Origin of the sequence: Stenotrophomonas sp. SMYL89 (assembly GCF_036319985.1) — a bacterium.
GTDB classification, from domain to species: domain Bacteria; phylum Pseudomonadota; class Gammaproteobacteria; order Xanthomonadales; family Xanthomonadaceae; genus Stenotrophomonas; species Stenotrophomonas maltophilia_Q.
The window spans coordinates 39849-59723 of the sequence record NZ_JAWIRW010000004.1; the positions used below are offsets into that span (position 1 = coordinate 39849).

A 19875-nucleotide genomic window follows, 5' to 3' on the forward strand; every position below is an offset into this window, starting at 1 on the left:
CGCGCCGGGAACCCTGCGCACAATAACGCGAATTGTAATGTTGTTAAGAAGTATTTACATTTGCACCCTGCGCAGTGACCGCGCCCCTCCCAGATGGACCTGATGTGCCCGAAGCCGCCGCCCCGGGTGCTTGACGACTGTTGCCGCCCTTCCCCCGCTTCCGAGCTTCGAGCCCACCATGTTTCCGACCCTGCCCAACCGCCTGCCCCGCCGCGCGCTGCTGCCGGCTGCCCTGCTTTCGTCGCTGTCCCTGCTGGCCGCACCCAGTGCGTTCGCTGCGGCCGATGGCGCCGCCGATGCCAAGACCCTGGACCGGGTCAGCGTCCATGCCGAGCAGTCCGCTCCGCCATCCAGCACCACCCGCCTGCCGATCACGCTGCAGGAAACCCCGCAGTCGGCCACTGCGATCAGCCTGAAGCGCCTGCAGGACGAATCGCTGTTCAGCATCAACGACGTGATGCGCAACGTCACCGGCGTCAGCGTGTCCTTCTATGACACCCAGCGCCCGCTGTACTACGCACGCGGCTTCGCCATCACTGACTTCCAGGTCGACGGCATCCCGACCTACAGCGGTTCGACCAACCAGGAATACGACACCGCCTTCTACGACCGCATCGAAGTGATCCGCGGCGCCAACGGCCTGCTCAGTGGCGCCGGCGTGCCGTCGGCCACGGTGAACCTGCTGCGCAAGCGCCCGGGCAAGGAGTTCGATGCCTCGTTCGCGGTCAGCGCCGGCAGCTGGGACTATCGGCGCATGGAGGCGGACGTGACCGCACCGCTGACCGATGACGGCCGTTTCCGCAGCCGCGTGGTCGCCGCCTATACCGATCGTGGCCTGTATTACGACCGCTACGACGAGAACAAGATGGCCGGCATGGCGGTGCTGGAGGGCGACGTCACCGACAGCACGACGATCACCCTCGGTTACCAGAGCCAGGACAACAACCCGACCGGCTCGACCTGGGGCACCGTGCCGTTCTTCGACAACCAGGGCAACTTCGCCCACCTGCCGCGTTCGACCAACCTGTCGCCGAAGTGGAGCTACTGGAAGCGCGAGAGCAACACCGCGTTCGCCAACCTCGAACAGCGCTTCGGTGACAACTGGCTGCTGAAGATCAACACCGCCTACACCCGTGGCAACGTACAGAACGTGCGCCTGTACGGCACCGGCAACCCGGACCCGGTGACCGGCTCGGGCATCTTCCTGCGCGCGGCCGCCGGTGATTCCAAGGACACCCGCCGTAATGTCGATGCCTACCTGGCCGGCAGTTTCGATCTGTTCGGCCGTGATCACGACGTGACCCTCGGCGCACAGTGGTCGGACCTGGAAGGCACCACCAACACCCTGGCGCTGAACTACCCGACCGACTGGGCGCGCTGTGGCAGCGAACGCTGCTACTACATCCCCAATGTGTACAGCTGGAACGGCAACATCTCCGAAGTGACCTACCGTCGCACCGGCGCACGTCGCGTCGCCAAGACCACGCAGAGTGGCGTCTACCTGGCCACCCGCCTGCGCCTGGCCGATCCGCTGTCGCTGATTGCCGGTGCGCGGCTGAGCCGCTGGGAAACCCTCAGCCGCTCCTACAACGCGGCAGGCGCATATACCGGCACCAGCGGCGCCTACAAGGTGAGCGATGAAGTCACTCCGTACGTGGGCCTGGTCTACGACATCACCCCCAACGTGTCGGCCTACGCCAGCTACACCGAGATCTTCAATCCGCAGAACTACAAGGACCGCAACGAGAACCTGCTGGCACCGGTACAGGGCTCGAACCTGGAGGCGGGCATCAAGACGCAGTGGTTCGATGGCCGCCTGACCGCCAATGCCGCCGTGTTCGAAGCCAAGCAGGACAACTACGCGGTGCGTGACATGGGCGTGCCGGAAGGCTCGCTGAGCGATGGCACCTCGGCCTACATCGGCGTCAACGGCACCAAGGCGCGCGGCTGGGAGATGGACGTCAACGGCGAGATCCTGCCGGGCTGGACGGTCAACGCCGGCTACACCCACGTCAAAGTGACCCGCGCCGCCACCGATCTGCTGTACGCCAACCCGCCCAAGGATCTGCTGCAGCTCAACACGCAGCTGCAGCTGCGCGGCGCGCTGGAACGGCTGAGCATCGGTGGCGGCGTGCAGTGGCAGAGCAAGGTACAGGGCTACAACATCGCCTACCCGCTGGGCGGCACGGTCACGGTCAACCAGCCGGCGTACTCGCTGGTGCAGTTCAACGCCAACTACCGCATCAGCGACAACTGGACGGCGACGCTGAGCGTGCGCAATGCGCTGGACAAGACCTACTGGGCCAACCTGGACTACAACAACTTCGGCGAGCCGCGATTCGTGTCGGCCAGCCTGCGCTGGACGTTCTGAGGCAGCTGCGAGGCGGCCGGACTACCGGCCGCAGATCCGCGCTGCCGCCGGTAGGTGTCGACCTTGGTCGACACGGTAGATGCGCCCCGGGGTCGGATCCCTTTCCGCAGAAAAGGGCTCTGACCCCAGGCAACACGAAAGGGCCCGCCTCCGCGCGGGCCCTTCCTTTTGCTGCACTGCGAGTTGCACCCCACGTCGTAATTATGCCGTAATTATTACAACGCCAATCGGACGCCGGTCGATGAACCCGAGCTGGGATACGTTGGAACGCAGCCGCCAGGCGCGCCTGGAACGTGCCGTGCCGTGGGCGCGCGGGCACCAGGTCGCGGCCGACGACGTGCGCGAACTGCTGCACGCGCTGCTGGAGCCGGGTGACAAGGTCTGTCTGGAGGGCAACAACCAGAAGCAGGCCGACTTCCTGGCCCAGGTGCTGGCCGGCCTCGACCCGGCACGGGTGCACGACCTGCACATGGTGCAGTCGGTGCTGTCGCTGCCCTCGCACCTGGATGTGTTCGAGCGCGGCGTCGCCTCCAGGCTCGATTTCTCCTTCTCCGGTCCGCAGTCGGTGCGGCTGGCCAACCTGGTGGCCGAAGGGCGCATCCAGATCGGCGCCATCCACACCTACCTGGAGCTGTTCGGCCGGTACTTCATCGACCTGACCCCGCGCGTGGCCCTGGTGGCGGCGCAGGCCGCCGACCGCCACGGCAACCTCTACACCGGCCCGAACACCGAGGACACCCCGGTGATCGTCGAAGCCACTGCGTTCCGGGGCGGCATCGTCATCGCCCAGGTCAACGAGATCGTCGACACCCTGCCCCGCGTCGATATACCCGCCGACTGGGTCAACTTCGTGGTGCAGGCACCGAAGCCGAACCATATCGAGCCGTTGTTCACCCGCGATCCGGCGCAGATTTCCGAGATCCAGGTGTTGATGGCGATGATGGCGATCAAGGGCATCTACGCCGAGTACGGCGTGAACCGCCTGAACCATGGCATCGGCTTCGACACCGCCGCGATCGAACTGCTGCTGCCCACCTACGCCGAGTCACTCGGCCTGAAGGGAAAAATCTGCCAGCACTGGGCACTGAACCCGCATCCGGCGCTGATTCCGGCCATTGAATCCGGGTTCGTGAAGTCGGTGCACTCGTTCGGTTCGGAACTGGGCATGGAGAAGTACATCGCTGCCCGTGGCGATGTGTTCTTCACCGGCGCCGATGGCTCGATGCGTTCCAACCGCGCGTTCTCGCAGACTGCCGGCCTGTACGCCTGCGACATGTTCATCGGCTCCACCCTGCAGATCGACCTGCAGGGCAACAGCTCCACCGCCACCCGCGACCGCATCGCCGGCTTTGGCGGCGCGCCGAACATGGGCTCGGATGCACGCGGTCGCCGCCACGCCAGCGATGCCTGGACCAAGGCCGGCCAGCAGGCCGCCCGCCCTGGCGAAATGCCGCGCGGGCGCAAGCTGGTGGTGCAGATGGTGGAAACCTTCCGCGAGCACATGGCACCGGCCTTCGTTGAACGTCTTGACGCCTGGGAACTGGCCGAGCGCGCACAGATGCCGCTGCCGCCGGTAATGATCTACGGCGACGACGTCAGCCACGTACTGACCGAGGAAGGCATCGCCAACCTGCTGCTGTGCCGCACGCCGGAAGAACGCGAACAGGCGATCCGCGGCGTATCCGGCTACACCGCCGTCGGCCTTGGCCGCGACCGCGCGATGGTGGAAAACCTGCGCGACCGTGGCGTGATCCGCCGCCCGGAAGATCTGGGCATTTCGCCGCGCGATGCCAGCCGCGACCTGCTGGCCGCGCGCTCGGTGAAGGACCTGGTGCGCTGGTCCGGCGGCCTGTACGACCCGCCCAAGCGCTTCCGCAACTGGTAAGGGAAAGAGCATGGAAACCCTCGACTATCGATTCGACGGCCGCACCGCTGTGCACTTCCCGCGCGATGCGGTGCTGGTGGGCGTGCTGGCCTCGGGCAACCTGGAAATCCTGCTGGAACCGGATGATCTGGACGGCGCAATGACCGTGCGCATCATCACCGCCGCGCAGGGCTTCGGCACCATCTGGCAGGCGGTGATCGCCGATTTCGCCCAGCGCCATCCGCTGCGCGACGTGCGCGTATCCATCAACGATGCCGGTGCGACCCCGGCGGTAGTCAGCCTGCGCCTGGACCAGGCCGTGGAAACCCTGCTGGCCGGGGGCACGCCATGAGCCACGTACAGCGCCACAGCTATTACGAAGCCGATGCGCGCGAGCGCATCGCCGGACTGGTCGACGCCGGTTCGTTCCGCGAATTCCTTGGCCCGGCGCGGAGGACGATGAGCCCGCACCTGGCCCAGCTGGACCAGCCGGCCGCGTTCGACGATGGCGTCGTGGTGGGCGAAGCCACGCTGCGCGGCAAGCGCGTACTGCTGGCCGCGCAGCAGGGGCAGTTCATGGGCGGTGGCGTGGGCGAAGTACACGGTGCCAAGCTGACCGGATTGCTGCGTCGCGCGGCGGAAACCCGCCCCGATGGCGTGCTGCTGCTACTCGATACCGGTGGCGTGCGCCTGCATGAAGCCAATGCCGGGCTGATCGCGATCTCCGAAATCATGCGTGCGACCTTTGGCGCACGCGCGGCCGGCGTACCGGTCGTCGCGCTGATCGGCAGCGGCAACGGCGCATTCGGCGGCATGGGCATCGTCGCCCGCTGCTGCACCACGGTGATCATGTCCGAGGAAGGCCGGCTGTCGCTGTCCGGGCCGGAAGTGATCGAGACCGTACGCGGCGTGGAGGAATTCGACTCGCGTGACCGCGCGCTGGTCTGGCGCGTGACCGGTGGCAAGCACCGCTATCTGATCGACCAGGCGCAGGTGCTGGTACCCGACGCCATCGAAGCCTTCGCACAGGCCGCAGGCGATGCGCTGCAGCCCGATGCCGCCAGCACCGATACCGAGGCTGCACTGGCCGCGCTGCAGGAACGCCATGCGGCATTGAAAGCCCGCGTGCAGGCCTGGGGCGATTGCCGTGATGGGCTGGAAATCTGGGCCTGGCAGGGCATCGCCGAGCCCGAACGACTGCCTCTACTGGACACCGACGCCTTCCTTGCCGCCACCGCCGACCGGAGGCTGCCATGAGCGCACCGCTGCAGTCCCTGCTCGATGCACTCTTCCCGCGCGGCCACCACATCGACATCCACGACTCGGTACTGACCGGCACGGCCACCACCGAGGATGGCGAGGTGACCGTGATCGGCACCACCGACCGCATCGAGGTCGGCGTCGACCACGCGCTGGCGCTGGCCGGGACCGTGCTGGCCAGCACCGCCACCCACCCGCAACGGCCGATCGTGATGCTGGTCGACACCGCCGGCCAGCGCCTGGCCCGTCGCGATGAACTGCTGGGCATCAATGGCTACTTCGCGCACCTGGCTCAAACCCTCGACCTGGCCCGCCGCCGTGGCGCGCGCCTGGTCACCCTGGTGTACGGCGAATCGGTAAGCGGCGGATTCCTGTCCTTCGGCCTGATGGCCGACCACATCCATGCCCTGCCCGATGCACAGGTACGCGTGATGGACATGCGTGCGATGGCGCGAGTGACCAAGCAGCCGCTGGAAAAACTGCAGGCGCTCAGCCAGAGCTCACCGGTGTTCGCACCGGGTGTGGCCAACTACGTGGCGATGGGTGCGGTGGAATCGCTGTGGGATGGCGATCGTGCGCAGCACCTGCTGCAGGCGCTGCGCACACCCAGCGACGGCGATGCGCGCGCCGCGCTGGCTGCACAGCGCGGTGGTCGTGCACTGGCGGCGGATGTTGCCGATGCGGTGGCCCGCGGCGATGCCTGAGCAGCCCGCCCGCCACACCCTGGCCTGGTTGTCGGCCCACGCCGACTGGCGCGCCGACGTGGCTGCGCAGGAACCCCGCCTGGCGGCGTGGTTCGCGCAGGGCCTGCCTGCAATGGTGGCGCGCCGCGCCGCGGATGACCCCGACCCGCGCCTGCGCCTGGGGGTGCCGCTGCCGCCGAGCGAGGGCAAGCTGCGGCTGGCGCTGCGCGTGGCTCCGCACGAGGCACGTCGACTGCAGCCACCGCCCGCGCTGGACGAGGTCGTTGCCAGCGGCGTACCCGACGACTGGCGAAGCGCACTGCAGGCGATGCAGCGGCTGGCACCGGCACGCGTGTTCGGTGCATTCGCCTGGCAGCATCTGAGCGGTTTGCCGTATGTGCATCCGCGCTCGGACATCGATCTGTTGTGGCAGATAAGGGCCGCAGGCCAGGCCGATGCCCTGGTCGAGCGCCTGCAGGACTGGGAACGCACGCACGCGCGCCGCGTCGATGGCGAGCTGTGCCTGGCCGACGGTGGCGCGGTGAACTGGCGCGAGTACGCCGGATGCAGCCGCGAGGTACTGGTCAAGCGTGTGGATGGTGCTGCGCTGGAAGCCCGCGATCGCTTGTTCATCGCCAACGGGGTGGCCGCATGAACGCCGTCGTCCACGCCGAGCGGCCCTGTCGCCCCCGCGTGGACAGCGCGCGACTGGGCCGCCTGGCCATCGCCAGCCTGCACGCCGAACTGGCCTGCACACCCAAGCCTGGGCTGGTCACCCCCTTTGATACCGGCAGCCATGACGACATGGACGCCGGCACCTTCCTGCGCAGCCTGTTTGCCCTGCGCCACTACTTCACCGCGATCGCCCATGCTGGCGTCGACGATGCGCCCTTCGCGGTCCTGCGCATGCATGGGCTGGCCGCCGAGGCCGCGATGCTGCGGGCCACCGGCGGCATCAATACCCATCGTGGTGCAATCTTCAGCCTGGGCCTGCTGGTCGCTGCATCGGCACGCTACCGCCAACTGCACGGCCATGCGGGTTCGGCTGCACAGGTGTGCCTGGCCGTGCCGCACTGGGCAGCCGACTTCGCCAGCGCGCCACTGGATGCCAGCAGCCCGGGCCAGCGGGCACGTATGCGCCACCGCGTGCCGGGCGTACGCGAGCAGGCGGCGGCCGGCTACCCGGTGCTGCGCGAGCTGGCGATGCCCACGCTGCGTCATGCACTGGAGGAAGGCCTGACGCACGATGCGGCGCTATGCCAGACCCTGATGCAGCTGGTCGCGCAGATCGATGACCTCAACCTGCTGCACCGTGGCGGCGCCGAAGGCCTGCACTGGGCCCAGCAGGAGGCACGTGGCTTTCTGGAAAGCGGCGGTGCCTTCGCAGTCGGTTGGCAGGCACGCCTTCACGGCATCGGTGAGCGCTTCGTCGCACGCCGCCTGAGCCCCGGTGGCAGTGCTGATCTGCTGGCCTGCAGCTGGTTCCTGCTGCAACAGGAGGGCGTATGAGCCTTGCCCTGCTCTGCCCCGGACAAGGCGCGCAGCACGCCGCGATGTTCGAGCGCGTGCGCGAGCTGCCTGCCGCGAGCAACGTACTTGAGGCTGCCAGCACACTGCTTGGACGCGACGTGTTCGCGGCGGCCGCTGACGAATCGCGCTTCGACAATGCACTCGCGCAGCCCCTGCTGTGTGCAGCCAGCCTCGCGCACTGGCTGGGACTTCGCGAGGCGGTGCCAGCACCGGTGCTGGTGGCCGGCTACAGCATCGGTGAACTGGCCGCGCATGCGATCGCCAGCAGCGTTGATGCCGCCACCTGCCTGGCCCTCGCAGCTCGGCGCGCGCAGTTGATGGATAGCGCCAGTCCCGCCGATGCAGGCCTGCAGGCGGTGCTCGGCCTGGACCGCCGCAGCCTGCAGGCACTCTGCGATGCGCAGGGCGCATACGTGGCCATCGCCAACGGCCAGGATCATTTCATCGTCGGCGGCAGGCCCGCCTCGCTGCAGGGCCTTGCCGATGCAGCGCGTGCACAGGGGGCGGACATCCGCCCGCTGCCGGTGCACGTTCCGGCGCACACACCGCTGCTGGCAGCGGCGGTCGCACCGTTCGCTGCGGCCCTTGATGCCTCCGCGCTGCAGGCCCCGCGCCTGCCGCTGCTGGCCGGTATCGATGCACGACCGGTACGTGATCGCGCCGCAGCGGTGCACACCCTGTCGGCACAGCTGGCCCAGACCATCGAATGGGCGCAGGTGATGCGCCAGGCCTTCGAGCGCGGCGCGCGGGTGTTCCTGCAGCTGGGCCCGGGCAACGCATTGGCGCGCATGGTCGCGTCCGACTATCCGTGCTGTGAAGTGCGCGCGGTGGAAGAGTTCCAGAGCCTGGACGGCGCCGCGGCATGGGTCCGCAGCGCGCTGGAACGGCTGCAGTAACGGGTTCGAGCAGTACGTATCACGCAACACGCAGTACGTCGCCTTACCCCGGGATGGCGGGTCTCCATCCGCGCTGTAAGTGAGTCACGTGTCTGGGAGGGCGCATGAGTCCACAAATCGCAACGATCATCGGCCTGGTGATCATGTTCATCGTCGCCACCGCGATGCCGATCAACATGGGTGCTGTCGCCTTCGCGCTGGCCTTCATCATCGGCGGGCTGTGGGTCGACATGGGGGGCAAGGAGGTCCTGGCCGGATTCCCCGGCGATCTGTTCCTGACCCTGGTCGGTATCACCTACCTGTTCGCCATCGCGCAGAAGAACGGCACCATCGACCTGCTGGTGCACTGGGCGGTGAAAGCGGTACGTGGCCATATCGTGGCCATTCCGTGGGTGATGTTCGTCATCACCGCGGTCCTCACTGCCTTCGGCGCACTCGGTCCCGCCGCGGTGGCGATCATCGGGCCGGTCGCGCTGCGCTTTGCCAAGCAATACAACATCAACCCGCTGATGATGGGCCTGCTGGTGATCCACGGTGCGCAGGCCGGCGGCTTCTCGCCGATCAGCGTGTACGGCAGCATCACCAACGGCGTGGTGCAGAAAGCCGGGCTGGAAGTGACTGAGATGGCGGTGTTCCTGACCAGCCTGGGCTTCAACTTCATGATGGCCACGATCTGCTTCTTCGCGTTCGGCGGTATTGCCCTGCTGCGGCGTGGCTCGATCACCGCGGCCGGAACGATCGGCACTGCCGAACTGGCAATGGTCGGCGGCCCGCAGGCATCGTCACGCCAGTTCGCCATCGAAGGCCACGGCGCGCTGGTTGCCGCTGGCGGGGGCACCCTGTCCAATGATCCGGCGGCGCTGGATGCAGTGAACCTGACCCGCGAGCGGCTGTTCACCTTGATCGGCCTGCTGGGCCTGGGCGTTGCTGCGCTGATCTACAACCTCAACGTTGGCCTGGTCTCGATCACCGTGGCGGTGGCGCTGGCGCTGCTGTCACCGCAGAGCCAGAAGGGCGCGGTCGATGGCATCAGCTGGTCCACCGTGCTGCTGATCTGCGGCGTGGTGACCTACATCGGCGTGCTGGAACATGCCGGCGCGGTGGATTTCATCGGCAACGGCGTGTCCGACATCGGAATCCCGCTGCTCGGTGCGCTGCTGGTCTGCTACGTCGGCGGCATCGTCTCTGCATTCGCTTCATCGGCCGCAGTACTGGGCGCCACGATTCCGTTGGCGGTGCCGTTCCTGATGCAGGGCCACCTCAGCGCGGCCGGCGTGATCTGTGCACTGGCAGTGTCGTCCACCATCGTCGATGTCAGCCCGTTCTCGACCAATGGCGCCCTGGTGGTGGCATCGGCAGCGAAGGAAGAGCGCGAAACCCTGTTCCGTCGTTTCCTGGTCTACAGCGGGCTGGTGGTCGCGCTGGGGCCGCTGCTGGCCTGGCTGGTGTTCGTGGTACCGGGCTGGATGTAGCCGCTACCCGGTCGTGCCGGCCGCTGGCCGGCGCGACCTGGCGTTACACTCTGCGCATGGCCATTGCCCCTGCTCCACGGTCCCCGAAGAAGCGCGCCCCTTTGTATGAAGAGGTGGCCGAACACGTGCGCGAGCACATCTACGATTACCGGCTGCCGCCGGGCGAGTGGATTGACGAGCCCGCGCTGTGCGAGGAACTGGGCATCAGCCGCACGCCGCTGCGCGAAGCGCTGAAGCTGCTGGCCGCCGAAGGCCTGGTGCAGATCGATGCCGGTCGTGGCGCGCGGGTCACCCGGCTTACGCTGGAAGATCTCAACCAGCTGTTCCCGGTGATGGCGATGCTGGAAGGCCGCTGCGCGCATGAAGCGGTCAGGCATATCGATCATGCTGGGGTACAGCGGCTGGAAGACCTGCATTCGGCGATGGAAACGGCTGCGGCCGAGGGCAATATCGCCGAGTACTACCGCAACAACTACCTCATCCACGAAACCGTGCAGCACTATGCCGGCAACCCGTGGCTGATCCGCATCACCCACGACCTGCACCGCATCCTGAAGATGCACCGTGGCCGCCAGTTGCTGACCCCGGGCCGTACCGCGCAGTCGCTGGCCGAGCACCGCGAACTGATGGAATGCTTCCGCAAGCGCGATGCCGCCGCGGCCGAACGCACCATGGAGCGCCACCTGCTCAGCCAGGGCCAGGCGCTGGCCGCCTATGTGGCCGCGGGAGGCCTGTTGAACGTGCCAGCGCCGTTGCCGACCGAGGGCGGCGGCTGAGCAGGCTTCTGTAGAGCCGAGCCATGCTCGGCTGGCACCCGACGCGAGCGGTAGAAGCCGCCGAGCATGGTTCGGCGCTACAGCCGGGCGCCGGGCTTCAATCGCCGCAGCTGCCGCTGTCACTACTCCCCCCATCACTGCTGCAGTCGGAGCTGCCGTGGCTGTGATGGCTGTAGTTGTCACCGGAATACCCACCGGAGCTGTCGTAGCTTGCGCCCCCCTCCCCGCGGCTTCCCGAGCCATCGGCGGTGGCTACCGCCATGCACAGGATTGCGCCCACCAGCGGCAACAACCAGACCAGCAACAGCTGCACCGTCCGGCCGCCCGCCGAAAGCCCGTCGCGCCTGATGATGACCACGGTGGCTACCACGTTCAGGCCCAGCACCAGCAGGACCAGCAGAAGGGCAACGATCAGCATGCGGCAGTTCCGTGCCAGGACCTGGGGGCATTATGGCCCGCCGCGCCGGCATTGGCCCTGCCTGTCATGAAGATGGGACAATGTAGGGCGCGCCGGCCTGTCTCCGGGCCGCCGGCGCCCCCCGCACCACACGGAAGAAGAAGAACAACAACATGCTGAAAGTCATTTTCGATACCGACCCGGGCGTCGACGACGCCCTGGCCCTGCTGTACCTGCACAAGCACCCGCAGATCGACCTGATCGGCGTCACCACCACCTTCGGCAACGCCTCGGTGGAGTCGACCACGCACAACGCGCTGTACCTGAAGCAGGCCTGGGGCTTTGCCGCCCCGGTCGCACGCGGCGCCGCAGGCCCGCTGCAGCCGGAAGCCACCCCGGAAGCCTGGCCGGTGCACATCCACGGCCACAACGGCCTGGGCAACCACCCGGTGCCGGCCAGCCTGGACGTGGCCGCTGATGCGCGCTCCGCCGCGCAGCTGATCATCGACCTGGTCCGCGCCCATCCGGGCGAAGTGACCCTGGTCGCCGTGGGCCGCATGACCAACCTGGCCCTGGCCCTGCAGCAGGCGCCGGACATCGCCGGGCTTGTACGTGGCGTGGTGATCATGGGCGGCGCCTTCCACGTCAACGGCAACATCACCCCGGCCGCCGAGGCCAACATCTGGGGCGATGCCGAAGCGGCCGATGTGGTGTTCACCACCGATTGGCCGGTCACCGCGATCGGCCTGGACGTGACCACCCGCGTGGAAATGGACCGCGACGGCCTGGACAAGCTGGCCGCCCTCGGCGGTACCGACGCCGAGCTGGTGCGTGCGCTGTCGCAGGACTACGTGGACTTCTACCTGCAGGCTGGCCACAAGGGCATGGTCGTGCACGACTGCTGCGCCTGCATCGCGCTGACCCGCCCGGAGCTGTTCCAGTTCGAACGTGCCAGCGTGCGCGTGGCCACCGACGGCGTTGCCCGTGGCATGACCATTCCGAAGCCGGAAGGCATGGGCTTCGGCCCCAGCGTGTGGGATGGCCACGTGCTGCAGTCCGTCGCCATCGGCGTGGATGCGGCCGCGGTACTGGCCGACATCGAGCAGACCCTGAAGGTCTGATCGGCTAGCGTCTGGCCCTGCCCGGGACGGTCTCGGGCAGGGTCCACAGCACCGGCAGCACCAGCACCGCCACCAGCGCGATCATCGCGCCCGGCGCCGCCGCCCAGCCGCTGCGTTCCACCCACCATTGCGCCAGCCACGGTGTCGCGCCGCCGAACACCGCGGTGGCCATGGTCACGCCCAGTGCCAACCCGCTGACCCGGCCTTCGCCCGGGAACTGCTCGGCCGTGGCCGGGGCCGCGACCGCACTTACACCACCGGCCACGCAGGCCAGCAGCACCGCGGCCAGCGCGATGCCCCACACCGAAGCCTGCGCCATCCACGCAAACAGCGACAGCGGCAGCAGCGCCGCCAGCAACGTCAGGCCCAGCAGCATCGGCCGGCGCCCCACGCGGTCGGACAAGGCGCCGCACAGCGGGGTGATCGCAATCACCGCCACCGCCGCAATCGTCGACAACCAGAGCGCGTCGCCTTCGTCGTGGCCCTGCGCATGCAGGAATGCCGGCACGTAGGTGATGCCCACGTAGTAGGTGATCGAACCCAGCGCCGAGATCGCGAAGGTGCGCGCCACTGCTGCCGGATGGTTGCGCAGCACATGCCGCAACGGCGTGGCGGGAATGCTGCCCTCGCGCCGCTGGCGCTCGAACTCGGGCGATTCGTGCATGCCCGAGCGCGCGACCAGGATCACCAGCGCCAGCGCGGCACCGACGAAGAACGGAATGCGCCACCCCCAGCTGTCCAGCTGCGCGGCGGGCAGCAGCGCGACCGTGAGCGCGGAAATCGCCACCGCCAGCAGCGCGCCCACTTCACTGGCGGCCGATGCCAGCGAGGTCACCAGGCCTCGTCGCCGCACGGGTGCGCTTTCCAGCAGGTAGGCCACCACGCCGGTGTATTCGCCGCCCACCGAAAACGCCATCACGCAGCGCAGCACCAGCAGCAGCACGCCGGCGGTGGCGCCGGCGGTGGCGGCGGTCGGCAGCAGCGCGGTAGCCAGCATCGCCGCTGCCATCAACGCCATCGACGCCAGCAGCATCCAGCGCCGGCCGAGCCGATCGCCCAGATGGCCAAAACACAGCGCGCCCAGCGGGCGCATCAGGTAGGACACCGCAAAGCCGGCCAGTGTCACCAGCAGCGCCTGCTCGCCACCGCCGAAGAACACCCGCGACAGCACCGTGGCGAAGTACAGGTACAGGGTGAAGTCGTACCACTCCACTACCGTGGACAGGCCGGCCACCCACATCGAGCGCTGCCGCGCCGCGGTCATTGCGTGTTCGCCTTCAACAGCCTCGTTCCCGTGGGTGCAGGTGCCAGGCAGGGTGTCACGGCCGGGGTGAAATGCCGGTCATCGGCCATCCATCGGCTGCATGTACTGGGTTTCATGCCCGGTGAAGCGCTCACCGTCAAAGCCGAAGCAGAACCGCCCCTCCTCAAACGCGCGATAGACAAGCAACGCGCCATCCAGGCAGAACTGCTGCTGGTCCACGCCTGTGTCCAGGGTCCCATAGCGGGTAGCGTCTCCGCCCTTCCCCGCCGGCACGGTGAAAGCATCGATCGGCAATGGCGTGGCGCGTCCGGTACGGGTGTCGATCAGTACCACCGAGCGCTGGAAGAACTCGGGGCGATCATCGACCTGCACCAGCAGGTAGTGCTGGTTGAAGTTGGGTGTCTCGTTCCTGAGGGCTTCCTCGATGCGCGCCACGTGCTGCGCATCGCAGAAATCGACCGGGCTGTAGCGATAGCTGCACCCGTCGTGGTCGTAGGGCAGGTTCATGCCCGAATAGCTCACGCCTGCCTGGCTGCCCAGGTCGTCTCCCGGTTCCGGTGTGCTGCACAGCAGCCACGAGCGCTGTGCATCCTCGGGATCGGCCATCAGCTTCGGCTCCCGGCCCTGCTCGTAAGCCGTACCACCCGGAAAGTCCCGGCCGAAGCGCTGGTGAACGATCACGCGCGCGGTCTCCAACGGCAGGCCGATCTTCGCCCCGCGGAACGAAACGAGCGTCATCGTCGGCAGGATCACCTCCTCCACCGGCAATCCCTTCCATTGCCCACGCATGCAGAACGTGGCGATCTCGTTTTCCTCGTCCACCTTGCAGGGTTTCGGCGCGTTCGCGGCCAGCCAGGGATGGACCGGGCGATCGGCCTGAGGGTCGATATACCAGCCGTCCAGCGCACAGGTCGGCAGCGCATCCAGCAACGGAGAGAGGTCTGTTGCGGTGGCCGGGGCGGCAAGGGTTGTGCCCGCTACGGGTGCCTCGATTGGTGCATCCGGTGTGCGCTGGCAGGCCGCCAGCACGAGTAGACCTGCCAGCAGCGCGACGTGGCGCGGACGCCGGATTGAATGCTGCGTTCCCTGCATTGCGTGTTTCCTGATTTCGACACTCCCTGCAGATGATCGCCGATCCCGGAGCCGTGCAGGATTGCCATGGATCCGCGTTATGTGTGGATGCTCTGGTCCCGCCAGTTACCCCGGCAGCTGCAGCTCCGCCCGCAGGCCGCCACCCTCGCGGTTGTGCAACCGCAGCGAGCCGCCCAGCGACTGCGCCAGCTGCACCGCGATGGCCAGGCCCAAGCCAGTGCCGCCGGTATCGCGATTGCGTGAGCTTTCCAGCCGGTGGAACGGCGCCAGCACTGCCTGCAGCTGGTCCTCGGGAATGCCAGGGCCACGGTCGGAAATGCAGATCCACACTCTGCCGGCGTCATCACGGCCGGCCTCGATCTCGGCGGCACCGGCGTAGCGGAGTGCGTTGTCGACCAGATTGCCGACCACCCGTCGCAGCGGCTGCGGCCAGGTCTGCACGACCAGTCCAGCGGGCGCACCGCCACTGACCGGCTTGCCCATGTCCTCGTAGTCGCCGACCACACTGGCCAGGAATGCGCCCAGGTCCATCGCCACTGGCTCGCCACTGGCGACGTGGCTGCTGCGCGCATAGGCCACGCCCTCACGCACCAGTTGCCCCAGGTGGTCGAGGTCGGCCAGCAGCCGCTGCTGGGTGCTGTCTTCAGGCAGGGCCTCCACCCGCAGCTTCATGCGCGTGATGGGGGTCTGCAGGTCATGCGAGATCGCGGCCAGGATCTGCAGGCGCTCACTGACATGGCCACGAATGCGTGCCTGCAGTGCGTTGAGCGCGGCCGCCGCGCCGCCCACTTCCGCAGGGCCATCTTCAGGCAGTGCCGGCCCGTCCTTGCCCGGCTGCAGATGCTCCACCGCATGCGAGAGCTGCTGCAGCGGCCGCATGGCCAGGCGCACCGCCAGCCACGCGCACACCAGCAGCAGCGCCAGCTGCACCAGCAGCACGGCGGGCAACCAACGCGCCAGCGGCAGCCCCGACGGCGTGACTTCAATGGTCACGGGGGTGCCGTCGTGCAGGCGCAGTTCCACCTCGAACCGCTCCGGCAGGCGAGCCACCTGGCGCGCCTGCAACGGATAGCGGTGCTGCAGGCTGTCATCGATGACCGTGGTGACCTGGCGTGCGCGATCGGTCTGCAGCCCGGGTCCGGCCGCAACCGGGCGCAGCAGGTAACGGTAGGTGCGCCGCTCCAGCCGCGGCACCCAGGCCGCGCGCTGGTCTGCGGGCAGGTGTTCCAGCAACGCGACGCTCACGGCCACATCCTCGTCGAGGTTGCGCAGCATCATGCTGCGGGTGGACTGGTCGCGTTCGAAGAACAGCAGGCCGAACGACAGTGCGTGGGCCAGCGCCAGTCCGCCCAGCAGCACCAGCAGCAGCCGCGCCGACAGCGTGCGCGGCCAGCGTGGGCGGCGTGCGGTGATATTCATTCGTCCGGCCCCAGCAACTGCACCGGCACGCTGAACACGTAGCCTTCGCTGCGCACGGTCTTGATGTAGGTGGGCTCACGCGCGTCATCGCCCAGGCGCTGGCGCACGCGGCTGACCAGCAGATCGATGGAACGATCGAACAGTTCTGCATCACGGCCCTGGGTAAGGCTGAGCAGCTGGTCGCGGCTGAGCACGCGGTTGGCGTGGTCGAGAAACACGCGCAGCAGGCGGAATTCCGCACCGCTGAGCGGATAGGCGGTGTCCTGCGCATCCAGCAGGTGGCGGGCGGTGGTATCCAGGCGCCAGTCGCCGAAGGCCAACTGGCGGCCGGCTTCGCTCACCTGCAGGTTCGGCGGCAGCATCTGCGTGCGTCGGATCACCGCATTGATGCGCGCCAGTAGTTCGCGTGAGGAGAACGGCTTGGTCACGTAGTCATCGGCGCCCATTTCAAGGCCGATGATGCGGTCGGTTTCATCGTCGCGGGCGGTCAGCAGCACCACCGGCACCGCGCGATGCTTGCCGGCACGCAGGTTGCGGCACAGGCTCAGCCCGTCCTCGCCGGGCATCATCACGTCCAGCACCACCAGATCCACCGCGTGGGTATCCATCAGCGCGCGCATCGCACGGCCGCCATCGGCCTGGCTGACACGCAGGCCGCTGCGTTGCAGGTAGTCGGCCAGCATCTGGCGGATCTCGCTGTCATCGTCGACGACCAGGATGTGCGGTACGTGGTTCATTGCGTTCTCGATGAAGACGGCGGTCAGGGCCGCGCTGCGCGGCCATGGTAGCGCGGCTCAGGGGCTGGGCAGCAGGCGCTGGATCTCGCTTTCGGTACGTGCGTAGTCGCCCTCGCCGTAATGGCGGTAGACCACCCGCCCCTGCCCGTCGAGCAGGTACAGCGCCGGCCAGAAGCGGTTGCCCCAGGCATTCCAGATCCGGTACTGGTTGTCCTGCACCACCGGCCAGGTGATATCCAACCGTGTGATGGCCCTGCGCACGTTGCTGGGCAGCCCTTCATAGGCAAATTCCGGCGTGTGCACGCCGATCACCTTCAGGCCCTGCGGCGCGTATCGCGTATGCCACTGGTGGACGTAGGGCGCCACGTTGAGGCAGTTGCTGCAGGTGTAGGTCCAGAACTCGACCAGCACCACCTGCCCTTGCAACTGCTTCAGTGTGAGCGGTGGGCTGTTGTGCCAGGGTCCGCCACCGTCGAACCCCGCCATCGGTGCTGCAGCGAGCGGCTGCGCACCGGCATCCGCGCCGGGCCATGCCAGCAACAGCGCCGCTCCGCCCAGCAGGCCCAACAACAGCGGCAATGCGTACCCTCGCAGTGCGGCCATCGCTCAGCCACCCTGCTCGGCCAGCGGCAGTTCCGCCGGCTTCACCCCTGCCGCTTCCAGAATGCTGTCGGCCACCTGCGCCGGATGCGAAAGCAGCGACACATGGCTGCTGCCGATCGATTGCAGCTGTGCACCGATGCGACGTGCGGTCGCGGCCTGCAGCTGTGGCGACAGCATGCGGTCATCGCGGCTGAGCACGTACCAGCTCGGCTTGCTGCGCCACGCCGCAACGTTCACCGCCTCGCCCAGTGCACTGGCCTTCAACGGGACCTGCGTGCTGTACAGCAATGCGGCCGATTTTTTCATCACGTCCGGCGCGAAGTCCTGGGCGATGGCATCCGCCGGCAAGGTCAGGTAGCCATCCCTTTCCTGCAGTCGCGCCAAGCCCGGACCGACCGGGAAACCTTCGCCCTGTTGCGCCGAAGACTGCCCTGCATCCGGCGCGAAGGCCGCCACGTACACCAGCGCCTGCACCTTCGGGTCATTGCCCGCTTCGGTGATGACCGTGCCACCCCAGCTGTGGCCGACCAGCACCACCTTGCCGGGCGCGGCGGCAATCGCGCGGCGGGTGGCGGCGACATCGTCGGCCAACGAGGTGAGTGGATTCTGTACGGCCACCGCCGGCAGCTTCCAGTCATGCAGGGTACTGATGACCTTGCTCCAGCTGGAGCCATCGGCGAAGGCGCCGTGCACCAGGATGACGGTGGGCGGTGCAGCGGTATCGGCCTGAGTAGCGAAGGCGGGGGCGGCGGCGCCGGCAAGGGCGAGAGCAGCGGCAAGCAACGAGGTACGGATCATGGGTGGCACTCCGGTGTTGGGAGTGGCCATTTCCATCTGCCGGTGTATCGGCGCTGTTTCTCCACGGCGCGGAGTTGTACCGGACTGTAGGGCGCAGGCGGGTTTCTACAGTGGGATACATTCGCGCGCCGGTCCTTGCTGGGTGCTACCGGGTGGATCAGGCTCCCCGCACGCGTGCGCGCAACGCCCCGATGTGCATCCAGGCATCGTCTTTGTATCCGACTGTACGAAACCCGGGCTGCGGCCACAGTCGCTGACAAAACCCCGGGCAACGGCACACGTTGCCGATACCTGCGCCGACTGAAATGGCCTCCATCGACCACTGGCCCGCAGGACACCACCATGATCAGCACTGCCTCTTCCGTCGTTACCCCCCGCCTGGACGCCGTCGGCCGCTGGCTCTCGCCATTGGCGCTGCGCATCCTGCTGGCTTGGGAGTTCTTTGAATCCGGCCGCGAGAAGCTGGCCGGCCAGAACTGGTTCGCCGACCTGGAAGGGCGTTTCCCGTTCCCGTTCTCCACCCTGCCTGCGTCACTCAACTGGCAGCTGGCCACCTGGCTGGAACTGGTGGGCGCTGTAATGCTGCTGCTGGGCCTGGCCACGCGCTCGGTGGCCTACATCTTCTGGGTGCTGACCCTTGTTGCCATCGCCGCTGTGCACTGGCCCGACCAGTGGAACGGCCTGGGCGAACTCTGGCAGGGCTATGCGATCACCGACCAGGGCTACGGCAACTTCAAGCTGCCGCTGCTCTTTCTGGCCATGCTGCTCCCACTGATCCTCAACGGCGGCGGTGCGCTCAGCCTGGACCACCTGCTGGCCGGCCCGCAGCGCCCCACGGCGGGCAACGACGGTCTCGGCTGGGGCGTGAGCCTGATCGCCCTGCTGCTGCCGGTCGCCGCGCTGCTGCCCGGCGTCGGCTTCGGTGGCGCGCTGCTCGGCGGCGCCCTGCTGTTGGGCTACGTACTGCGCCGTCGCCGCAACGCCTGATCCGCATCGCCCCTTCCCGCGCTTCTTCCCTTCGTTTCCGTCGCCTTCAGGCGGCGTCCATCCCGCACGCCCTGCGTGCCAATCCCAAGGAGTCATCATCATGTCCGTCTCGACCAAGAACACCCCCTCCTCCCGCCTGCCGCGCATCGGCGCCATCGGCATCGCCCTGGCCGGTGGCCTGCTGCTGGCTGGCCAGGCCGCCGCGATCCAGCCAATGGCCATCGGTGCCGTGGCGATGAGCGCCGCCGCCGAAGGCAAGTGTGGTGAAGGCAAGTGCGGCGCCAACAAGGCTGCCACCGGCAAGCCTGCCGGCAAGGCCAAGGTGGTCGAAGGCCAGTGTGGCGAAGGCAAGTGCGGCGACGCCTCGTTTGCCCGCACCGACCGAGATCACGACGGCCGGGTCTCGCGTGCCGAGTTCAACGCCGTGGCGGCCAAGCGCGCCGCCGAATTCGACCGCATCGACACCGACCACGACGGCTACATCAGCGAACAGGAAGCGCACGACTACCTGCGCAGTGTCTACACCGCCAACGGCAAGCCGATGCCGAAGGGCCTGTTCTCCCGCGTCAACGACTGATCGTTCCCCACCCGGCGCCGCCCTTGCG

Annotated in this window: 20 protein-coding genes; 13 read left to right on the forward strand and 7 right to left on the reverse strand. The window is 67.8% G+C overall.

Annotation, left to right across the window (positions count from 1 at the left end; genetic code table 11):
* Positions 1-178 precede the first annotated feature (178 nt).
* The 10 genes from V3B41_RS06195 to V3B41_RS06240 all read left to right on the forward strand — a co-directional run bounded on the left by V3B41_RS06195 (position 179) and on the right by V3B41_RS06240 (position 10852).
* A complete protein-coding gene (locus tag V3B41_RS06195) occupies positions 179-2371 on the forward strand; it encodes a TonB-dependent siderophore receptor (RefSeq protein ID WP_329860479.1) in 2193 nt (730 codons plus the stop codon).
* Between the two features lie 241 nt (positions 2372-2612).
* A complete protein-coding gene (gene mdcA / locus V3B41_RS06200) occupies positions 2613-4256 on the forward strand; it encodes a malonate decarboxylase subunit alpha (RefSeq protein ID WP_197632979.1) in 1644 nt (547 codons plus the stop codon).
* Between the two features lie 10 nt (positions 4257-4266).
* A complete protein-coding gene (gene mdcC / locus V3B41_RS06205; protein WP_049429992.1) occupies positions 4267-4587 on the forward strand; it encodes a malonate decarboxylase acyl carrier protein in 321 nt (106 codons plus the stop codon).
* The gene (locus V3B41_RS06210; protein WP_197619885.1) at positions 4584-5492 is read left to right on the forward strand and encodes a biotin-independent malonate decarboxylase subunit beta; all 909 of its coding nucleotides are present in this window, start codon (positions 4584-4586) and stop codon (positions 5490-5492) included. Before mdcC ends, V3B41_RS06210 begins: the two co-directional genes overlap by 4 nt.
* Positions 5489-6199, forward strand: a complete 711-nt coding sequence (gene mdcE / locus V3B41_RS06215) for a biotin-independent malonate decarboxylase subunit gamma (RefSeq protein ID WP_329860483.1) — start codon at positions 5489-5491, stop codon at positions 6197-6199. Before V3B41_RS06210 ends, mdcE begins: the two co-directional genes overlap by 4 nt.
* Positions 6192-6833, forward strand: a complete 642-nt coding sequence (mdcG, locus tag V3B41_RS06220; RefSeq protein WP_049430052.1) for a malonate decarboxylase holo-[acyl-carrier-protein] synthase — start codon at positions 6192-6194, stop codon at positions 6831-6833. Before mdcE ends, mdcG begins: the two co-directional genes overlap by 8 nt.
* Positions 6830-7687, forward strand: a complete 858-nt coding sequence (gene mdcB, locus V3B41_RS06225) for a triphosphoribosyl-dephospho-CoA synthase MdcB (protein ID WP_197619884.1) — start codon at positions 6830-6832, stop codon at positions 7685-7687. Before mdcG ends, mdcB begins: the two co-directional genes overlap by 4 nt.
* A complete protein-coding gene (gene mdcH / locus V3B41_RS06230; RefSeq protein WP_049429996.1) occupies positions 7684-8604 on the forward strand; it encodes a malonate decarboxylase subunit epsilon in 921 nt (306 codons plus the stop codon). The genes mdcB and mdcH overlap by 4 nt, the downstream gene beginning before the upstream one ends.
* A 104-nt stretch (positions 8605-8708) precedes the next feature.
* Complete coding sequence (locus tag V3B41_RS06235; protein ID WP_329860488.1) at positions 8709-10076, forward strand: SLC13 family permease; 1368 nt, start codon at positions 8709-8711, stop codon at positions 10074-10076.
* A gap of 56 nt (positions 10077-10132) precedes the next feature.
* Positions 10133-10852, forward strand: a complete 720-nt coding sequence (locus V3B41_RS06240; RefSeq protein WP_049429998.1) for a GntR family transcriptional regulator — start codon at positions 10133-10135, stop codon at positions 10850-10852.
* Positions 10853-10949: 97 nt separating this feature from the next.
* On the opposite strand, the gene V3B41_RS06245 is transcribed toward V3B41_RS06240, so the two are convergent.
* Positions 10950-11270, reverse strand: coding sequence for a hypothetical protein (locus V3B41_RS06245; RefSeq protein WP_049429999.1), 321 nt, complete (start codon positions 11268-11270; stop codon positions 10950-10952).
* A 152-nt stretch (positions 11271-11422) separates the two neighbouring features.
* On the opposite strand from V3B41_RS06245, the gene V3B41_RS06250 reads away from it, so the two are divergent.
* Positions 11423-12370 (forward strand): nucleoside hydrolase, encoded by a 948-nt coding sequence (locus V3B41_RS06250; RefSeq protein WP_049430000.1) that lies wholly within the window; start codon positions 11423-11425, stop codon positions 12368-12370.
* Between the two features lie 4 nt (positions 12371-12374).
* Here V3B41_RS06250 and V3B41_RS06255 read toward each other — a convergent pair whose 3' ends face one another.
* The 6 genes from V3B41_RS06255 to V3B41_RS06280 form a co-directional block, all read right to left on the reverse strand.
* On the reverse strand, positions 12375-13634 hold the full coding sequence (locus V3B41_RS06255) for an MFS transporter (RefSeq protein WP_049430001.1): 1260 nt from the start codon (positions 13632-13634) through the stop codon (positions 12375-12377).
* Between the two features lie 78 nt (positions 13635-13712).
* The gene (locus V3B41_RS06260) at positions 13713-14726 is read right to left on the reverse strand and encodes a hypothetical protein (RefSeq protein WP_329860492.1); all 1014 of its coding nucleotides are present in this window, start codon (positions 14724-14726) and stop codon (positions 13713-13715) included.
* Positions 14727-14831: 105 nt separating this feature from the next.
* Positions 14832-16145, reverse strand: coding sequence for a HAMP domain-containing sensor histidine kinase (locus V3B41_RS06265; protein ID WP_049430003.1), 1314 nt, complete (start codon positions 16143-16145; stop codon positions 14832-14834).
* On the reverse strand, positions 16142-16882 hold the full coding sequence (locus V3B41_RS06270; protein WP_049430004.1) for a response regulator transcription factor: 741 nt from the start codon (positions 16880-16882) through the stop codon (positions 16142-16144). Before V3B41_RS06270 ends, V3B41_RS06265 begins: the two co-directional genes overlap by 4 nt.
* Positions 16883-16939: 57 nt before the next feature.
* Positions 16940-17485, reverse strand: a complete 546-nt coding sequence (locus V3B41_RS06275) for a redoxin family protein (protein WP_197633751.1) — start codon at positions 17483-17485, stop codon at positions 16940-16942.
* A gap of 3 nt (positions 17486-17488) precedes the next feature.
* Positions 17489-18283, reverse strand: coding sequence for an alpha/beta hydrolase (locus V3B41_RS06280; RefSeq protein WP_049430006.1), 795 nt, complete (start codon positions 18281-18283; stop codon positions 17489-17491).
* Between the two features lie 342 nt (positions 18284-18625).
* Between V3B41_RS06280 and V3B41_RS06285 the strand changes: the two genes are divergently transcribed.
* Both V3B41_RS06285 and V3B41_RS06290 read left to right on the forward strand, forming a co-directional pair.
* Positions 18626-19270 carry a DoxX family protein gene (locus V3B41_RS06285; protein ID WP_049430007.1) on the forward strand — a complete coding sequence of 215 codons (645 nt, stop codon included), beginning with the start codon at positions 18626-18628 and terminating at the stop codon, positions 19268-19270.
* A gap of 100 nt (positions 19271-19370) precedes the next feature.
* Entirely contained in the window at positions 19371-19847 is a 477-nt protein-coding gene (locus V3B41_RS06290; protein WP_197633752.1) for an EF-hand domain-containing protein, read from the forward strand.
* Positions 19848-19875 lie beyond the last annotated feature (28 nt).